Source organism: Chitinophaga sp. CB10 (assembly GCA_001870995.2).
In the GTDB taxonomy this organism is placed as follows: domain Bacteria; phylum Bacteroidota; class Bacteroidia; order Chitinophagales; family Chitinophagaceae; genus Chitinophaga.
Genome location: MLAV02000005.1, coordinates 1 through 18,998, shown reverse-complemented (window position 1 = coordinate 18,998; position 18,998 = coordinate 1). Strand labels below are relative to the sequence as shown.

Annotated in this window: 9 protein-coding genes; 7 read left to right on the top strand and 2 right to left on the bottom strand. The window is 50.5% G+C overall.

Annotated features, from left to right (window positions below; genetic code table 11):
• Window positions 1-17: 17 nt before the first annotated feature.
• Window positions 18-893, bottom strand: a complete 876-nt coding sequence (locus BOC67_RS08860) for an AraC family transcriptional regulator (RefSeq protein ID WP_291909537.1) — start codon at window positions 891-893, stop codon at window positions 18-20.
• Window positions 894-1,158: 265 nt separating this feature from the next.
• Between BOC67_RS08860 and BOC67_RS08855 the strand changes: the two genes are divergently transcribed.
• The 3 genes from BOC67_RS08855 to BOC67_RS08845 all read left to right on the top strand — a co-directional run bounded on the left by BOC67_RS08855 (window position 1,159) and on the right by BOC67_RS08845 (window position 7,109).
• Entirely contained in the window at window positions 1,159-2,178 is a 1,020-nt protein-coding gene (locus BOC67_RS08855; RefSeq protein WP_291909536.1) for a LacI family DNA-binding transcriptional regulator, read from the top strand.
• Between the two features lie 232 nt (window positions 2,179-2,410).
• Entirely contained in the window at window positions 2,411-5,509 is a 3,099-nt protein-coding gene (locus BOC67_RS08850) for a SusC/RagA family TonB-linked outer membrane protein (protein ID WP_291909534.1), read from the top strand.
• Window positions 5,510-5,534: 25 nt separating this feature from the next.
• Window positions 5,535-7,109, top strand: coding sequence for a SusD/RagB family nutrient-binding outer membrane lipoprotein (locus BOC67_RS08845; protein WP_291909531.1), 1,575 nt, complete (start codon window positions 5,535-5,537; stop codon window positions 7,107-7,109).
• 52 nt (window positions 7,110-7,161) lie between these two features.
• Here BOC67_RS08845 and BOC67_RS08840 read toward each other — a convergent pair whose 3' ends face one another.
• Window positions 7,162-7,311: a hypothetical protein gene (locus tag BOC67_RS08840; protein WP_291909529.1), complete on the bottom strand. Its 150-nt coding sequence runs from the start codon at window positions 7,309-7,311 to the stop codon at window positions 7,162-7,164.
• A gap of 942 nt (window positions 7,312-8,253) precedes the next feature.
• On the opposite strand from BOC67_RS08840, the gene BOC67_RS08835 reads away from it, so the two are divergent.
• From BOC67_RS08835 to BOC67_RS08820, 4 genes are all read left to right on the top strand, one after another.
• Window positions 8,254-11,541, top strand: coding sequence for a SusC/RagA family TonB-linked outer membrane protein (locus tag BOC67_RS08835; RefSeq protein WP_291909526.1), 3,288 nt, complete (start codon window positions 8,254-8,256; stop codon window positions 11,539-11,541).
• Window positions 11,542-11,559: 18 nt separating this feature from the next.
• Entirely contained in the window at window positions 11,560-13,275 is a 1,716-nt protein-coding gene (locus BOC67_RS08830) for a SusD/RagB family nutrient-binding outer membrane lipoprotein (protein ID WP_291909524.1), read from the top strand.
• Window positions 13,276-13,834: 559 nt separating this feature from the next.
• Window positions 13,835-17,101 carry a SusC/RagA family TonB-linked outer membrane protein gene (locus BOC67_RS08825; RefSeq protein WP_291909521.1) on the top strand — a complete coding sequence of 1,089 codons (3,267 nt, stop codon included), beginning with the start codon at window positions 13,835-13,837 and terminating at the stop codon, window positions 17,099-17,101.
• A gap of 31 nt (window positions 17,102-17,132) precedes the next feature.
• The gene (locus BOC67_RS08820) at window positions 17,133-18,839 is read left to right on the top strand and encodes a SusD/RagB family nutrient-binding outer membrane lipoprotein (protein ID WP_291909518.1); all 1,707 of its coding nucleotides are present in this window, start codon (window positions 17,133-17,135) and stop codon (window positions 18,837-18,839) included.
• Window positions 18,840-18,998 lie beyond the last annotated feature (159 nt).

Below are 18,998 nucleotides of genomic sequence, written 5' to 3'. Positions count from 1 at the left end.
CTCTCGCGTGAAAATGATCAGGCTTCTTTTAACCGAAGCTCGATTTTATACTCTTTTGGCGTTTTACCGACTATCTCCTTAAAGAACCGGTTAAAGTTGGATAAGTTTTTAAATCCGCAGCTGTAGGCAATTTCCGCGATGGACCAATCCTCCTCCGTCAGGCGCTTGCAGGCATGGCCAATGCGCACCTCGTTGAGGAACTGTACAAACGACTTCTTGGTACGGTTCTTAAAGAAACGGCAGAAGGACTGCGGCGAGAGGTTCGTGATACTGGCCACATCCTGCAGGGATATCTCCTTGGAGAAGTTGTTCATCACATACTTGAAAACTTCGTCAATCTTATGGTTGTCCTTCACATTGTAGGCATGCGAATAACCGGTGCTGGCCAGGTAATAACAGTCCTTCGTTTCAGACAACGTCTTCAGGATGTGCAGCAGGGAAATAATCCGGTCCAGCCCTTCCTTGCGGGGCAGCGACAGGATCTCCGGCTTCAGCTTGTCATAAGTCTCCCCGATGATCTTCATCCCCCGCTGCGCCTTGTGGAATAACTCGCTCAGCGCCTTGGTCTCAGGCAGGCCATAAAACTTCTCCCCGAAGATGTCCTTCGGGAAATAAATCACAACAGAACGGGCCTTTTGACTTTCATCGCCTTTATAATACCCTTCATCATTATACCATACGTGCGGGATATGCGGACCCAGAAACACCATGTCGCCTTCTTCAAAGCTCTCAATGCTGTCGCCTACGATCCTCTTCCCATGGCTCTCTGTCACAAATACCAGTTCACACTCCGGATGAAAGTGAAACGGCGTATTAAAATAAGGATCACATCTCTCTATAATCGTGATCTGATTATCGGCAAAGGCCCCAACTTTAATAAGGATGGGTTTCATTCATGTATTAATTTAAACGAGTATTATTGATGGCATCTTGCTTCCTGGAAAGAAATACCATTGTCCTATGTTTGTTGCCAAATTATTAAAATTTGGTTAAAAAAATATCATCTTTTTTAAAATGGCCTTTTAATGTGATACAAATTACAATTGCTTTATATGCATGCCGGCCAAGGGTTATTTGGAATAATTACCACAACGATGTAAATTTCAACTTCATTTTGTAAATTACGCTGGGCTAAATCGATATAGCATAACTCTTATTATGAAAGGTATCTCTATTAAAGATATTGCAAAACAGGCCGGTGTATCTCCTACCACTGTCTCATTCGTACTGAATGGAAAAGCCAAAGAGAAGAGGATCAGCGATCAGGTAAGCAAAAAAATCCAGAAAATAGCAGGCAAACTTAAATATAAGCCGAACCAGCTGGCTCGCGGATTGCGCACCGGCAAAACCAAAACTATAGGCCTTATCGTCGAAGATATCGCCAACAACTTCTTCGCCACGCTGGCCAAAGTAGTGGAGGACGAAGCCGATAAATACGGCTATAAGGTACTCTACGGCTCCACAGAGGATAATACGGAAAAAGCCAAAGGCCTCCTCGAAGTCCTCAAATACCGGCAGGTGGACGGCTACATCATCACGCCCACCAAAAACCTGGACAAGGAAATAGAACAACTGCAGGGCGCCGGCAAACCGATCGTCCTCATGGACCGCTACTTCCCGCAGATGCCTTCCCACTACGTAGTGGTAGATAACTATAAAGGCGCCTACGTGGCTACCGAACACCTGACCAAACAAGGCTATTCCAAAATCGCCATCGTGACCACCACGTCCGACCAGGTGCAGATGAAAGACCGCCTCCAGGGCTATAACGACGCGCTGAAAGCCGCCGGCATCACGCCCAATAAAACGCTGGTGAAAAAACTGCCGTTCGACCTGGACCGGGAAGGGTTCAACGACGAAATCAAAAAATTCCTCACCTCCGTGAAAGGACTCGACGCCGTCTTCTTCGCCACCAACTACCTCGGTATCTACGGTATCGAAAGTATCCGCAGCCTCGGATGGACCATCGGTAAGGAAATCGGCGTGGTATCCTTCGATGATCACGACATCTTCCGCCTCCACAGTCCCGCCATCACCTGCGTGGCGCAACCGCTGCAACAAATCGGCGAAAACCTCGTCTCCATCCTCATGAAGGAACTCAATCAGCCCACCACCGCCCTGCAACAGGTAGTGCTGCCGCTCGACCTCATCATCCGCCCTTCCAGTTTACACAAGTAACCGCAATCATTCGTACTATAACGTTTTAGCCGGTATCCGTAAGATTATTTGACCAGCGCCGCAAAGCGCTGGTTTTTTTTGCGCATAAGTCAACCGTTTTTCTCCGCTCTTTGTTATACCTATAAAGTAACCAGGTTACAAACACAATCTCAGGAAACATCAGCCAATTTCCATTTGTCCCCCTGCCTGCACGTCGATTGACTCTTTTATTGCTTCACTTTATACAGTAAACATGCGTAAGAATTCTATTCAACTTATCCTTACTCTGTTCATGCTGCTGTCGGCGCCACTCGCATGGGCCCAGCAGGATGTCAGCGGACTGGTGGTCGACGATTCGACCAACCAACGCCTGGTAGGAGTGGTGGTGCTCGTGAAAGGATCGGGCAAAGGAACCACCACCAACGATAACGGGGAGTTCAGGATCAACGTCCCGCCCGGCTCCACCCTCAGCTTCCGGTATATCGGCTACCTGCAGAAAGATGTACCCGTAACCGGCGGTACCATGGAAGTCCGGCTCTCGCAGGACAATAAATCCCTCAGCGAAGTAGTAGTAACCGCGCTCGGTATCAAAAAAGAAAAGAAAGCATTGGGCTACTCCATCTCCGAAATCAAAGGGGATGAACTCACCCAGGCACGCTCCACCAACGTGGCCGCCACCCTCGCCGGTAAAGTAGCCGGGCTCAATGTAAGCCCCGCCTCCTCCGGGCCCGCAGGCTCCAACCGCATCGTACTCAGAGGTAATACCTCCATCGATAAAAGCCGCAACAACCAACCCCTCATCGTAGTAGATGGGATTCCTATCAATAACGACAACCTCGGCAGCGCCAACGAATACGGCGGCCAGGATGCCGGCGACGGCTTTTCCAGCATCAACCCGGACGATATCGCCACCATGTCCGTACTTAAAGGCGGTACCGCCGCCGCGCTATACGGCTCCCGCGCCTCCAACGGCGTGATCCTCATCACCACCAAATCCGGCAGCGCGCGCAAAGGGGTAGGAGTGGAATTCAGCAGCAACATCGTGCTGGATAAACCCATCGTCAATACGCTCGACTGGCAGTATGATTACGGCATGGGCCTCAATGGCGTCAAACCCACCACCATCACGGAAGCCCGCTCCGCAGGCCTCTTCAGCTGGGGCGCCAGGCTGGACGGCTCTCCCGTGATCCAGTACGACGGGGTGAGCCGCCCCTACAGCGCCGTAAAAGATAACTTTAAACACTTCTATAAAAGCGGCTATACCTTCACCAACTCCATCGCCTTCAGCGGCGGAAACGAAAAGGTCAACTACCGCTTCGGCGCTACGGACCTGAAAAACGAAGCCATGATCCCCAACTCCGGCCTGCGCCGCGATAACCTCAGCCTCAACGTAAACGCATGGCTGGGGCGTAAATTATTCCTCACGGTCAACAGTAAGTACAGCCGCGAAAGAGTGGACAACCGCCCCCGCGTGTCGGACTCCCCCGGCAATGCCAACTACTCCCTCTATATGCTGCCCACCAGCCTGGACGTCAATACCCTCAATCAAAGTAAATACGATGCGCAGGGTTTTGAAGCCCGCTGGGAAGCGAATGAATACGTTACCAATCCCTGGTTCTCGGTGTACGACTTCCGGCAGAATGATAAGCGGGACCGCTTCATCAACTCCGTTGAACTCCGGTACGACATCCTCCCGTGGCTCTATGCTAAAGGCCGTATCGGCGCGGATATGTGGTATCGCAACAACTTCGCCATTACCCCTACCGGCACCGCTTACAACACCGCCGGCCAGATCAACGACCAGGCCCGCCAAAATTTCTACGAAGTGAACGCTGATGCGATGATCGGGGTGGATAAAGCCTTCGGTAAAGACTGGCGGCTCACCGCTTTCGTAGGCGGCAACCAGATGCATAACAAGAATGATAAATTCTACCTCAACGGGAACGGGTTCTTCATTCCTTTCTTCTACGATCAGACTAACCTGCAAACCAAAACAGTCCTCAACGATATCCTGGAAAAGAAAATCAATTCCGTTTACGGCTCCGCGGAACTTTCTTTCAAGAGTTATCTCTACCTGACGGCTACCGCGCGTAACGACTGGTTTTCCACTTTGTCCCCGCAGGAATGGAGCATCCTCTATCCGTCCTTCGGCCTCAGCTTCGTCCTCTCCGATGCGTTTAAAATGCCGCAGTGGGTCAACTTCCTCAAGCTGCGTACCTCCTGGGCGCAGGTGGGTGGGGATACCGATCCTTACCGCCTCTTCCTGGCCTACCAGGTGCAAAATCCGTTCGATGGCCTGCCCCTCGCTGACGTGAAGAAGACGCCGGATGGTCAATATGCCGTGCCTAACCCTACACTCCGCCCGCTGGTCAACACCAGCTACGAAGCGGGCCTGGAAGCGCGCTTGTTTGATAGTCGGCTTACGCTGGATTTTGCCTTCTACACCCGCACCACCAAGGACGATATCCTGCAAACCACCATCTCCAACGCCTCCGGTTATAACGCCGCCTTCATCAACGTAGGGAAGGTGAAAAACACCGGGGTGGAAGTATTGCTCACAGGCGTGCCGGTGCGCAATAAAAACTTCACCTGGGAAATCACGCCTAACTTCTCCTATAACAAGAATGAAGTCGTTTCCCTCGACGCCGGTTCCACCAGCGTGCTGGTGGCCAATGTGCGTACGTTCAACGCCTCTATCCAGCATATCGTAGGCAAGCCTTTCGGGCAGATTGTAGGGTATAAATTCAAACGCGACGCGCAGGGCAACATCCTGTTCAACAGCGCGGGCAAGCCGCTGCAGGGCGACTATACCGCCTTTGGCACCGGCGTGGCGCCGTTTGCCATGGGTATCACCAATACGTTAACCTACAAGGCGTTTTCGCTCAGCTTCCTCGTGGATGGAAAATGGGGGAATAAAATCTATTCCGGTACCAACGATTACTCCTACTATTTCGGGCTGAATAAAGCCACGCTGGCAGGCCGCGAAGGCGGGCTCACCATCAAGGCGCAGGACCCTGCCGATCCTGCCAAATACGTGGATAAAAACGTGGCTGCACAGGATTACTATCAGAACATCGCCTTCAACATTGCGGAACCATTTATTTACAAAGGCGATTTCGTGAAGCTCCGCCAGGTGATCCTCACGTACGCGCTGCCGTCGGCCGTGCTGGCAAAATCGCCGTTCACCGGCGCTTCCCTCTCGTTCGTAGCGCGGAACCTCTGGATCATTTACAAGGACCTGCCGGGTATAGATCCTGAATCCAGCTATACCAGCGGGGCTGGCCAGGGCGCGGAAGTAATGGGTTATCCGCAGGCGCGCAGCTTTGGTCTTAACCTCAATGTGAGATTCTAGTAATCAAATTCTAAATCAGCAAACTATGATCCGTAATATATATAAAACACTGTCGGTGCTGGCCCTGGGAGGAATGCTGAGTATGGCGTCGTGTACAAAGAATTTTGAAAAGATCAATACTGATCCTACTTCCTCCTCCAATGTGCCGCCCTCCATCCTGCTCACCAGGGGGCTGCTGTACGCCTCCGGCGGCGAATACGAAGCCTGGCGGGCAAACATCATCTACTGCGGTATGATGATCCAGCATTTCGCCTCCCTGAACCTCACGTACGTGGGGGATAAGTACCTGTATAACGATGATTATTCAGGCGCGGCCTTCAATTCCTTTTACCCCAACGGGCTGAAGATCCTGACGGACCTGATGACCAAAACGGAGAATGATCCCGCAAATGTGAATTACCATGCGATCGCGCGCATCCTGAGGGTGGTGATCCTGCAACGGCTGACGGACCTCTACGGGGACGTGCCTTACAGCGAAGCCAGTAAAGGCTTTACGGACCTGAATTTCTATCCCGCCTACGATCCGCAGTCGGCCATTTACACCGGCCTCGCGGCCGAGCTGGAAACGGCCGCCGGTATGCTGGATGCCTCCAAAGCCAATCCCGGCAAGGCGGATATCACCGGTTACGCCGGCGATCCCCTGCAGTGGAAAAAACTGGCTTATTCCCTCATGCTGCGTATAGGCATGCGGTTGAGTAAAAAGGCGGATCAGACCCAGGCCCGCACGATTGTGCAGAAAGCCATTGCCGGCGGCGTGTTCAACGCCAGGACGGATGTATTCTACATCCGTCATATGGATGGGGAATACGATAACCCGAACAGCCACGTCATTGGTACCTACAATAACTCCCGCGGCCAAACGAATAAGGATAACCTGGCGATCAAGTATTCCAAATCGTTTATCGATATGCTGAAAACCAAGGGCGATCCGCGGTTGCAGATGATCAGCGAGCTGCCGAAGGCGGATTCCACGCCGGGCGGTTCGGACGTGCCGGCGGCGCAAAAAGGGTTGCGTAACGGTTACGACAATACGTCGGACCCGGTGTATGGCATCGCATCCGTGGATGATCCTAACCTGGCGCATTATTCCCAGCCCAAACAGGTGCTGGTGCTGGCCAATTCGCCCAACATTTTCCTGACCTACAGCGAGGTGCAGCTGATGCTGGCGGAAGCGGCGGCCCGCGGGTGGACTACCGGCGCGCCTGCAACTTACTTCATCGAAGGCGTGAAGGCGGGCATCTGGCAGTACACGCTTTATTCCTCTTCCATCACTTACAACGACGCTGCCGCCACTACGTATGCCACTGCGCAGTCGGCCGCGCTGGCAGGCGGTTTGAACGCGCAGTTGCGCGCCATCAACGAGCAGTATTACATCACCACGCTGCTCAACGAATACGAGGCTTACGCCAACTGGCGCCGTACGGGCTTCCCCGTGCTCACGCCGGTGAATTACAAGAACAACGAAACCAATGGTCAAATCCCGAGAAGGCTGCGTTACCCCCGCGGGGAGTATAACTCCAACGCGGCGCATGTGAATGCGGCGGTAGCGGCCCAGGGTCCGGATGTGTTTACCACGCCGGTCTGGTGGGATAAGCCTTAGTCGCGTAGCTATAGTAGGTTACAAAAAAGCGTAACGGCAGCAGGTATAGCCGTTACGCTTTTTTATTGGGGGAGAAAATCAATGCCGCCCGGGCGCTGCGTACGTCCGGGCGGCAAACGCGCGTGCGCGGTATGCCATTGTCGCCCGTGCCGGCCTTATGGCGCATGCTCCCGTCCAACGCTTCCTGCATAGTTGCACGCATCGGCTGCCATTCCTTCGCTGCAATACGCCGCCTGACACGAACCGGGTATCAGAGATACGCCCGCTCTCAAAAACGCCCCAGTGTGTAATTTATACGCAAACGCGTCCTCAAAAAATCTTGAAAAAATTTTAACAAAATATTTGTCTTACATGGAAACTTTGACTAAGTTTGATTTCAGAAAGCCAAAGGATTATTAAACACCACAGCTTTCTTTTTTTAGATACGGTAGCTAAAACGTTTTACTGCTGTATGATCACCTTACAACTAATGCAACGATTATCAAGGACAGACCAAAATCGAAGAGTAAATCAAGAGCGTATAGTGTAGCGTTTATCCTAAAAACAGATACCAACGAAATGTCTGAGATGAGTTAATAGAATAGTTAATTTATCAACCAGTTTATTGCACGCATGAGAAATTAAATTTTGCTTAAGGAGAGGTTAGGCTATAATACATCCCGATCCCGGCAGGAATACAGGCACAGTAGTGAACGGCAGTATGCACGGAAGTGAATACCAGCCTGGGATTTGCGCCGTTGCCACTCAACCGGTTTTTCCATGGAACAATAGCAGTACCGCTTTACCAGGTACGCCAAAATCTCAAATAACAAATCAGTAAACAGTTAGCATGAGTTAATAGAACTTTTATTTATCAACCACTTTTTTAACGCGATGTAACGGTGAATATGCTTGCCTGCATAGTGCCTCGCAATGTCTTGCCTGCACGTTTCATTTCAGTACCAGCATTGATATCCGGCTGAGAGCAGCTGTGCCAGGCGCCGCGAGGCCGCAGGGCTTTCCGTGCCCCGGCATTTACATCCCGTCAGGCAAAAAAAATTTAAAACCGGTTTTTCAATAACAGGAAAAATAACGGACAGCCACTGCTATGCCCGGTGCTGAACGTATCAGTTCACTTCTTAATTATCTCTTAAATCAGTAAACCATGAAAAGATCGCTAACCTTACTTGCGGTCCTTTTGGCGGTATGCAGCCAAATCGTTTCTGCGCAGGAAAAACGTAACATCTCCGGCGTAGTGCACGACGCAAAAGGAAACCCATTGCCAGGGGTAACAATTCTGCAAAAAGGTACCCAAACCGGTACCACTACAGATGCTTCCGGTAAATTCACCCTCTCCGTACCAGGCGGCTCCGTGCTTCAGGTGTCTATGGTAGGTTATGGAAAAACGGAAGTAACGATCACGTCTAAACCAACACTGGATATTTTATTGCAGGAAGATGCCAAAGGCCTCGGCGAAGTGGTGGTGACGGCGCTGGGTATCAAACAAAGCCGTAAATCCCTCGGTTACGCCGTATCGTCCGTAAAAGGAGATGAGCTGACCGTGGCAGGTACTACCCTCAACCCGGTGCAGGCGCTCTATGGTAAAGCCGCAGGGGTAGGCGTAATCGCCGGTTCCGCCGGTCCGATGGGCGGTATCAATATCAAGGTGCGCGGCGCGGCGAGCCTGACCGAAAACGCGAACAACCGCCCGCTCATCGTGGTAGACGGTGTGGTCATCCGCGACGCCAACACGTCCATGGCTACACGCGATTACGATCCGCTGCACTCGGTAGACTATGGTACCGGTATCAACGACATCAACCCGGATGATATCGAATCCATCGACATCCTCAAAGGCGCTAAAGCTACCGCCCTCTATGGGGAAAAAGGCGCTAACGGGGTCATGATGATCACCACCAAATCCGGTTCCCACGCCAAAGGATTCGGGGTAACGGTATCGCACCAACGTACTTTGGAAAAACCGGTGAACTATATCGATTTCCAGAACGAATACGGCTCCGGTACCACGCCATATGATATCATCTACAAAAATGTGAACGGCGTAAATACCCGCCAGATCTATAACAGCCGCTTCAGCTTCGGTCCTAAATTCAACAACGAACCGATTCAGTATTTCGATGGTACCATGCGTACCTACAGCGCCGTGCCCAACAACTTCATGAGCCTCTTCCAGAACGGTAATTCCAACCGTACCAACGTGGCCATCGCCGGTTCCAACGATAAAGGAAGCATGCGCCTGTCCTACACCAACTTCGGGTACGACGACATCCTGGAAAACTCATGGCAGAAACAAAATACCTTCAGCTTCAACGGTTCCATGAAAGCCAGCAAATTTGCTTCCTTTGATGTTACCGCCAACCTGTATAACGTGAAGTCCAACAACCGCCGCCCTTCTATTGACGGGCTCGTGGCATGGGGACTGAACCGCGATTATCCGTTCGAACAGCTCCGTGGGTTCTACAAGGATTCCACCGGCCACCGCCCGGATTATGATGCGCTGGGCCTGCCGCAGTTTATCACCAAGCTGTTCGACTTCTGGTGGAACCAATACGATAATTTCAATACCGACGCTAAAACGCACCTGATCACATCTGCAAAAGTTACGCTGAACTTTACAGACGACATCTCCATGATCACGCTGGCAGGTTTGGATTATACCAACACCGATTACATCAAAAAGGAAAAGGAAATCCGCGTACTTCCTAAGATACAGGGCGGTACCTACTCCATGAAGCGCGAGAACTACGCGATTCAAACCTACCAGACGCACTTTACCTATAACCACGATTTCCTGAATAACGACCTGCATGTGTACGCCCTCGTAGGTGGTAGCATCCAGCAGGATAACGACTACAGCGTATTTGCCAGCACCACCGGCGGCTTCCGCGTACCGGGATGGTTTTCGCTGGACAACAGCGCCAGCATGCCGGGCCTCGGCGATGCCAATAAAGCGAGAACGTCTTCCAGGGGCAGCCGCATTGTGTACAGCGCATTCGGTTCCTTACAACTGGGCTGGAAAGACCGCTACTTCGTAGAAGTAACCGATCGTACGGATTGGAACTCTACGCTCTATGCCAACAACAACCGCTTCAACTATCCGTCTGTTTCCTTCACCTGGGATTTCACCAAGGATATCAGCATTCCTAAACTGAACTACGGTAAGTTCCGCGCAGGCTGGGCTGATGTGGGCCGTGGCACCAACCAGAACTACTATGCCTACAGGTATTACGATGTGAACAGTATCGGCGGTTACAACAACGCAACTACCATCATCGGTCAGACTTCCCTGTTTGCCAATGAACTGCGTCCGGAACGTAAACGCGAATACGAAGTAGGACTGGAAGCAGGCTTCTTTGATAAAAGCCGCCTGCAGGCCGATTTCTCCTTCTACACCAACAACGTGTACGACCAGATCATGGGCGTGAAACTCTCCTCTGCTACCGGCGCCAACGAAATCCGTATCAATGCCGGTAACGTGAAGAACTGGGGTTATGAGCTGAGCCTGAAAGGTTACCCGGTAATGACCAACAACGTAACCTGGATGCTGGGCATAACGGCAGCGAACCAACGTTCCAAAGTAATAAAACTCTATCCTGGTATCACCACCAACCCGATCAGCGGTAACGATGGTTTCAAAGTGGTAGCGCAGGAAGGCCGCCCGGTAAACGACGTGATGATGTATGACTACCTGAAAGATCCGAACGGTAACAAGGTGGTAGACGCAAACGGCCGTTACCAGCTGGCAAACGAAATGAGCACAGTAAGCAACACCCAGCCGAAAGTGCTGGGAGGCCTGTTCTCCGACCTGCGTTACAAGAACCTCAGCTTCCACATCGGTATCGATTATAAATTCGGCGGTACTATCTTCTCCTACACCAACTACTACCTTACCGGCCTGGGCGTAACATCCAACACCCTTGCCTACAGGGATACAGAGCACGGTGGTATCACTTACTACATTGACAACACTACCAATAAAAAAGTGAAATGGGATAACGGACAGCCGGCGCCTGCACAGGCTAAGAACGGCCGCCTCTACTACGATGGTATGATCCTCGATGGTACGAAACAGGTAACTGATGCCAACGGTAATGTTAAATATGAGAAGAACGATATCATCACTTCTTCTACGGAATACTACCAGTCTTACATCAACGACCTGAGTACTGCATGGGGTCCGGACAGACTGTTTAAAAACGATTATATCAAGCTGCGCGAACTGGCACTGTCTTACGACCTGCCCCGGAAATGGTTGCAGCCTATTCACCTGCAGGGTGTGAAAGTAACTGCTGCCGCACGTAACCTCTTCTACCTGTACAAAACCATTCCGAACGTAGACCCTGAGTCTACCCTGGGTTCCGATGTGTACATCGAAAACTCATTCTACCCGTCTGTACGTACTTACAGCGTGGGTGTAAATGTTAGTTTCTAATCCGAAAAATGGGAACAAATGAAAATCAATCTCTCTAAAATATTAATAGCGGCCTGCCTGGGATTATCCCTCAGCGCCTGCCAGAAAGAACTGGAAGAGCAGTTCGCCAACCCGGAAAAATCCAATCCGCCCATTGAACAGAAATTCCCCGGTATGTTCAGCGCCACCCTTTATGGCTGGAAGCTTTACGTGGGCGATTACGGAGAATGGTATTACCAGCTGAACAGCGGTATGGGCGTACCTGGTTACGCGCAGATCAGTCAGCGCTACGTCACCTCCCGTTACTCCTGGTACAGCACTTACGACGACCTGGTGACCGGCAACGGTTTCGATGACGGCGGCCTGGTAAACTATTTCAACAACTTCTACCTGAATACCCGTAACTACGGCGCTATGCAGGACCTGTATGCCGGCGTGTCCTCAGATAGGAAGAACGAAGGAATGTTCTACATCAAGCTGACGACCATCGTCAGGGATTTTGGCGCGCTGAAGCTGGTGGACCTGGTGAACAGCATTCCTTTCGAGGATGCGTGGAAAGGTACGTCCGGCCTGTTTTTCCCGAAGTATGACGATCCGGCAAAAACCTATGAGTTTGTGATCGGCGAGCTGAAAAACATCGCGGATACGCTGCCGGTGCTCTACAACAAGCTGGACGACGCGCAGAAAGCGGAATTCGTACGGCAGGACTTTGCAGCCAAAGGCGACATCAACCTGTGGATACAGTATTGCAGCATGCTGCGCATCAAATATGCCGTGCGTATATCAGGCGTGAATCCTACGCTGGCGAAGCAGGTGCTGAGCGAGGAGCTGCCGAAGCCGCGCCTCACCAAGGATATGGTATGGCTGATGCCGCACGTGGCAGATCCGTTAAACGGCGGTACATGGGAGAGGGGCTGGTATGAAAATACCTTCGCCACTTTTATTCCGAACACCATCCTGAAGCGCATGAACTTCGGTACGGATAAGTACGAACCGGGTATTGACGATCCGCGTTTGCCGGCCATCGCGATGCCTACCAAATACAATACCTATGTGGGTATTTCCATGAATGCGGATTCGCAGGAAGCGGGTTATGCAGCAGGGGAGCGCTATTATCCTTACGCGGATAACCTGACGTCTTCCCTGGCGCAGAATGCGAAGTCCATGTACAACCATGCTACCTATCACCGCAATACCCAGCCGGGTACCTGGATGACGATGGCGGAAATGGACCTGCTCCTGGCGGAAATTGAGCTCAAAGGCCTGGGCGCTACCGGTAAAACGGCGGCAGAGCATATAGAAGATGCGGTGAAAAATTCTACTGCTTACTGGTATTGGGTGAATAGCATTAGTCCGTACGAAAAAACCAGCGTGCTGCATCCTGCGGCGCCGGCAGCTGCTGACGTAGCGGTGTATGCGGCTACGGTAAGGGCGAAGTTCACTGCGGCGGCTACCCTGGAAGATAAGATGGAGATCCTGATGCAGCAGAAATATATCCACCTGAACCTGCCGGGCGCGTACGAGCTGTTTACGGAGCTGCGTCGTACCCGTCATCCTAAGCTGGAACCGTTTACTTTCGGCGGCAAGGTGATGAAGCCGGTGGCGGAGCGCCTGCGTTATCCTAACTCTGAAGTGCAGACCAATACCGACAATTACATGAAGGTAAAGGCGGAGGACAATTATGTTTCTCCGGTGTTCTGGGTGCCTGCGGATAAGCGCGGGGTGACGTACTACCGGAATGATTATAACTACTAACTGTGCCTTAATAAGTGGTTTGACCGGGGCTGCGCGTTTGCGCGGCCCCTTTTTTTTGATACAGCCCCTCCGCGTAATTTTTACACAAAATCCCCAGTGATATTATTTTCTTAACGGGATATATTATTTTATCACCAATAACAAACCGTTAACATAAAATAAAAAAAATGTTAATTCTTTTTTGACAATCTCGTAATTATGCCTATGTTTGGTTCGTTATTTTTTCGCGATATGCGTTTAAACTTGTAAGTGAAATGGAAAAATTTGTGAGAGGGTACATTACAGGTTTTTTTTATTGGGTTTAAGCTAAAACGTTTTAGTAAAACGATTTACTCAAACCCGGGTAAAGCGGGAAAATACGCCACTCGGAAATATGATGCGACTGTAATAACACGGAAACTGATTAGGCACGCGAAAAACGATTTTTAGTAGGAACGGAAACCAAAATGCTAACTGTGAACCTATCCACTTTAGGGATGGCCAACTACCTGTATGAGTAGCCGTTTTCTCATGCTTATGTGACTGACTCACTTGTTATAAATTAAACCAAAAGGAAGCTATGCGAAGATCACTTCTTCTCGCCACGTTGCTTTTCTTATGCTGCGCTATCACTGCACTGGCGCAAAATAAAAAAGCTGTTACGGGTACCGTAAAAGATGAAAAAGGAACACTGTTGCCTGGTGTAACAGTGAAAGAAAAAGGCACCACCAACGGCACCATGTCTGCCGCGGACGGTTCCTTCAAAATTCAGGTAGGCCCGAACGCTACCCTGGAATTATCCTTCATCGGATATGCCAGCCAGGAAGTAGCAGTGGGCAACCAAAGCACAATCTCCGTTGTGCTCAAGGAAGACAATAAAAACTTAAATGAAGTAGTTGTTACCGCCATGGGTATGAAGCGCGAATCCCGTAAACTGGGTTACGCCATCACCGAACTGAAAGGTAACGACATCGCCAAATCCAACCAGATCAACCCGGTGGCCGCCCTCCAGGGTAAAGTTGCCGGTGTGGACATCTCCAGCGCTGCCGGTGGTCCGCAGGCCGCTCCGCGTATCGTTTTGCGCGGTGCTAAATCCCTCACCGGTAAAGACCAGCCCATCTTCGTTGTGGACGGTGTGATCTTCGAAAACGATGTTACCGCCAACGACGTGAACTTTGGTAACGTGCTCAAAAACCTCAACCCGGATGATTATGAGTCGGTATCCGTGTTGAAAGGCGCTGCTGCTACAGCCCTTTATGGTTCCCGCGCTATCAATGGCGCCATCCTCATCACCACCAAAAAAGGGGTGAACAGAAAAGGTATAGGCGTAAACGTTAGCCAGACCGCTCAGATGGAAAAAGTGTACCGCGGCCCTATCGACCTGCAGAATATCTATGGTCAGGGTCTGTATGGTACCTACGATAACACTGCCGGCGGTTACTCCTTCGGTGGCGTTATGGACGGAAGAGATGTACAACTGCAGGACGGTTCTACTGCCAAGTATTCACCTAAGCCTGATAACGTTACAGATCTCTACCAGACCGGTAAATACTTCAATACTAACGTTGCAATGGAAGGTGGTAACGACAAAGGAACTTTCCGCCTGTCTTACTCTCACCTGAGCAACAACTCTGTTTCTCCCAACAACAGCTTCGGCAGAAACAGCCTCTCATTCAAAGGTTCCCAAACCATCAGCAAAGTAATCAGCGCTGATCTCGGTGTAACCTATGCCAACTCTAAAACGCTGAACCCTGATCGCCAGGGTGGTGATTATACCTCCAACAACATCGGTCGTAAATGGGTATATGTATTCCCCCGTAACTACGATCCTAGCTATTGGAGCAGACCAGAAAATTACCTGGGACCAAACGGCGGCCGTGCCAACCTCTCCACCCACCTGGGTGCGGACTATTGGTACCAACAGGCGTACAACAGCTGGACCCGCAGAGAAAACCTCTTCATGGGTAACCTCGCCGTTAACGTTACGCCTACCGATTGGCTGAAATTTATCCTGAAGTCCAACTTCTCCAATGAGCAAAGTGCGGACCAACGTAAAGAAGTAGGTACTTCTTCCAACTTCACCGGTTCCGATGGTTACTACGGCGAAGCTGGCGTAAACAAAACCCAGTACACTTTCACCGGTCTGGCCCAGATCACTCCTAAAGTGGGTAAGAAGTTCGAAGGTTCCATGCTGACCCTCGGCGCTGAAACCTGGAACAGCGGTATCGGTAAACAATACAATAACTACACTGATGGTGGCCTGCGTATTCCTTTCATGTATGATCTGAGCAACTCTATCAACGCCGTGAAAGTAAACAACGATCCACTGCTGCGTAAACGTATCAACTCCCTGTTCTTTGCTGCCAGCTTCAGCTACAACAACGAACTGTTCCTGGATGTAACCGGCCGTAACGACTGGTCTTCCGCGCTGACTTATCCTAAAGGCAGCCTCGGTACTACATCCAACAGCTACTTCTACCCATCTGTAAGCGCTGCCTGGGAGTTCACCCAAACACTGAAAGACGCGATGCCTTCCTGGGTAACCTACGGTAAACTCCGTGGTTCTTACGCCATGGTAGGTGGTGATACTGATCCTTTCACGATCAACTCCGGTTACTATAACTCAGATTACTTCAATGGCGCCACTACCAACGGCGGTAGCCCGTTACCACTGATTACCTTCTATCCGAATGGCCAGCTGCCTAACCTGGCACTGAAACCATCCATCGCGAAAAGCTGGGAATTTGGTGCAAACGTACGTTTCCTCAACAACCGTTTGGGAATCGACGCTGCCTGGTACCGCACTGTAGTATCTAACCAGATCATTCCGCTGGCAACCACCTCCGAAAGCGGTGTAACCAGCCGTTGGGTAAATGCCGGTGCAATGCTCAACAGAGGTATTGAAATCGCCATCAACGGTACGCCTGTCCAAAGCAAAAACTTTACCTGGGATGTAACACTGAACGGTAGCCGCAACAGAAACAAAATCCAGGATCTCGTGGAAGGAGTTTCTACTTTCACCCTCGGTGAAGACCAGGGCGTAAGAGCGGTAGCAAGAGTAGGTGGCGCATATGGCGACCTCGAAACTGACTACGGTTTCACCCGCAACGCAGCCGGTCAGCCTATCATCAACCTCAACGAAGAAGGTAATGACTTCCCTGCACAATACAAACGCGGTTATGCTGTAATCGGTAACATCCAGCCGGACTGGAACCTGGGTCTGCAGAACCAGTTCAATTACAAAAACTGGTCGCTGGGTATCCTCGTTCAGGCACGTATCGGCGGCGACTTCTTCTCTGCTTCTCATCAATACGGTACTGGTCGTGGTACAACCGCCAACACCGTGTATGGTCGTGATAAAGAACATGGCGGTATTACCTGGACAGACGACAAAGGCGTTACGCACAACGATGGTATGATCCCTACCGGCGTAATTGCCGACGGTACGACTGTTAAAGTGAACGGACAGGATGTTAACGTAGGTGGACTCACTTACCAGGAAGCATACGAAAAAGGATATGTTAAACCACTGAACCCATTACAGTACTATGGTATGCTGGGCGACTGGGGTATCGGTATCCGCGAAACTTCTGTATTCGACGCTTCTTACGTTGCGCTCCGCGAGGTTTCTATCGGTTATTCCCTGCCAACAGAACTGGTTAACCGCTGGAAAATGCAAAGCCTCCGCGTTTCCCTGGTAGGCCGCAACCTCGGTTACCTGTTTAACAACCTGCCTAACCACATCAATCCTGAAGCAGTACGTAACAACGCAACCTTCGCATTCTCTGAATACGGCGGTGTGCCATTCATCCGTAACATCGGTGCTACTATTCAGATTGGATTCTAATCGTGTTGTTTAACATCTAACAAAAAAGAAAATGAAATCATTATATAAACTTGGAATCGGTGCGGCATTGGTAGGTCTGTCCCTGGCTTCCTGTACTAAAGGATTTGAAGATCTTAACCAAAATCCTAAAGTAAGCCCTACCACCTCTCCTGAGCTGCTGCTTACCCTGCCTGGTAAAGCAATCGTTGACCGCGATTTCGACTGGTTCTATGACTGCTACCAATACCAGATGCAATGGATGCAATTTGGTGTACCTGCTCCGGGATCCTCTATTGGCCGCCTGTTCAGCCCATCAAATACAAACGACTTCTATTCCGCTTTTTATAAAAACATCGGTCCAAACCTGGTGGATATCGATACCATTATCGCCAGGATGCCGGAAGCAACCCGCAATAACTTTGCGGAAGTAGGCGCTATCGCCCGCATTATGAAAGTATATGCTGCGTGGAGAGTATCCGATGCCAACGGTAGCATCCCTTACTCAAAAGCGTTTGGCGCACGTTATGGCGGTACTTTCACACCAACGTATGATACGCAGGATCAACTGTTTGATACCTGGGAAACGGAACTGAAAAAGTCCATTACAGCCATCACCAGCAAACTGCCTAACCAGCAGAGCGCTGCTAACTTTGATATTTATTATAATGGTAAAGTAGCTAACTGGGCTAAAGCAGCTAACGTACTGCGTATGAAACTGGCTATGCGCCAGCTGAAAAGGAACGCAGCCAAAGCAACCGCTATCATCCAGGATGTAATGACCAACAGTGCAGGCTTATTCGCCGGTAACGACGAAGAATGGAAGTTTGTTTCTGCTGCCAACACATTCGCTAAGAGCGGTAACTGGAACATGGCTAACACGCCGCTGGTAGCTTCCAAAAACATGATCGACTACATGGTCGCCAATAAAGATCCTCGCCTGGGTCTGTTCTTTGAAAAGAACGGTTATACCAAAGAAGCATTCGACAGCCTGAAAGCTGGCGGCGTATTCGATGCAGGCGCAACTTTTGTAGACCAGCGTTATGTAGGTGCGCCGGCCTCTCCGGATAAACGTAAAGATGCTGCATATGAAGGCTACTTCGCCGTTCGTAACTATAAAATGGGCTTCGCCGGTAAAGACTCCGTAAGTAGAAAAATTGATACGGTATCTTACCTGCAGCAACGCCTGTTCAACGCAGAAGCGGAGAACCGTACAGCGGGCGCCTATACGCAGCCTATCCTCACTTATGCGGAACAGTGCTTCATGATCGCTGAACTGGCAGTTCGTGGTATCATCACCGGCCAGGATGCAAAAACCTGGTACGAAAACGGTATCAAAGCATCTGTAAAAGCTTATGATGATATGGGCCGCATTGCCGACATCCAGGATTACGCAACAGTGTCAGAAAGCGCTGTAGCTGCGTACCTCGCTCAGCCTAATGTACAGCTGACCGGCAACCAGGCAACAGATCTCGAAAAAATCAACATCCAGATGTTCCTGAACCACTTCAAATCTCCATGGGAAGCGTGGGGTTCCTGGAAACGTACTGGCATTCCTAAAGTAGGCGGTATCCTGAATTATGAGCCAATGGTTTCAGCAGGAGCCACTATGACTATCCCACGCCGTTGGGCGCTGCCTCAGCCAACTGTGGTAGAGCAGGTGCAGAACTGGCGCGATGCCGTTACTGAAATGCAGAAAACCGGTGAATACGGCGCTGATGTGAATACCTTCACCGGCCGCGTATGGTGGGACATGCAATAAGTAATCATTTGTGATGATTAGATAGTACAGTAAAGAGTGAAAAAGAAAAGCCTCCGCAATTGTGAAGTGCCCCCAAAAAGTTAGACACTTTTGGGGGCATTTTTTATGGATAAAAGAGTCAGATACAGTTATCAGCAGAAACTGTCCATTGTCAAGGCC

Bases quoted from the DNA above. Each gene is read 5' to 3' on its own strand.
- BOC67_RS08840 (WP_291909529.1), bottom strand. From the start codon at position 7,311: ATGCGTGCAACTATGCAGGAAGCGTTGGACGGGAGCATGCGCCATAAG.
- BOC67_RS08835 (WP_291909526.1), top strand. From the start codon at position 8,254: ATGAAAAGATCGCTAACCTTACTTGCGGTCCTTTTGGCGGTATGCAGC.
- BOC67_RS08845 (WP_291909531.1), top strand. From the start codon at position 5,535: ATGATCCGTAATATATATAAAACACTGTCGGTGCTGGCCCTGGGAGGA.
- BOC67_RS08830 (WP_291909524.1), top strand. From the start codon at position 11,560: ATGAAAATCAATCTCTCTAAAATATTAATAGCGGCCTGCCTGGGATTA.
- BOC67_RS08825 (WP_291909521.1), top strand. From the start codon at position 13,835: ATGCGAAGATCACTTCTTCTCGCCACGTTGCTTTTCTTATGCTGCGCT.
- BOC67_RS08860 (WP_291909537.1), bottom strand. From the start codon at position 893: ATGAAACCCATCCTTATTAAAGTTGGGGCCTTTGCCGATAATCAGATC.
- BOC67_RS08855 (WP_291909536.1), top strand. From the start codon at position 1,159: ATGAAAGGTATCTCTATTAAAGATATTGCAAAACAGGCCGGTGTATCT.
- BOC67_RS08850 (WP_291909534.1), top strand. From the start codon at position 2,411: ATGCGTAAGAATTCTATTCAACTTATCCTTACTCTGTTCATGCTGCTG.
- BOC67_RS08820 (WP_291909518.1), top strand. From the start codon at position 17,133: ATGAAATCATTATATAAACTTGGAATCGGTGCGGCATTGGTAGGTCTG.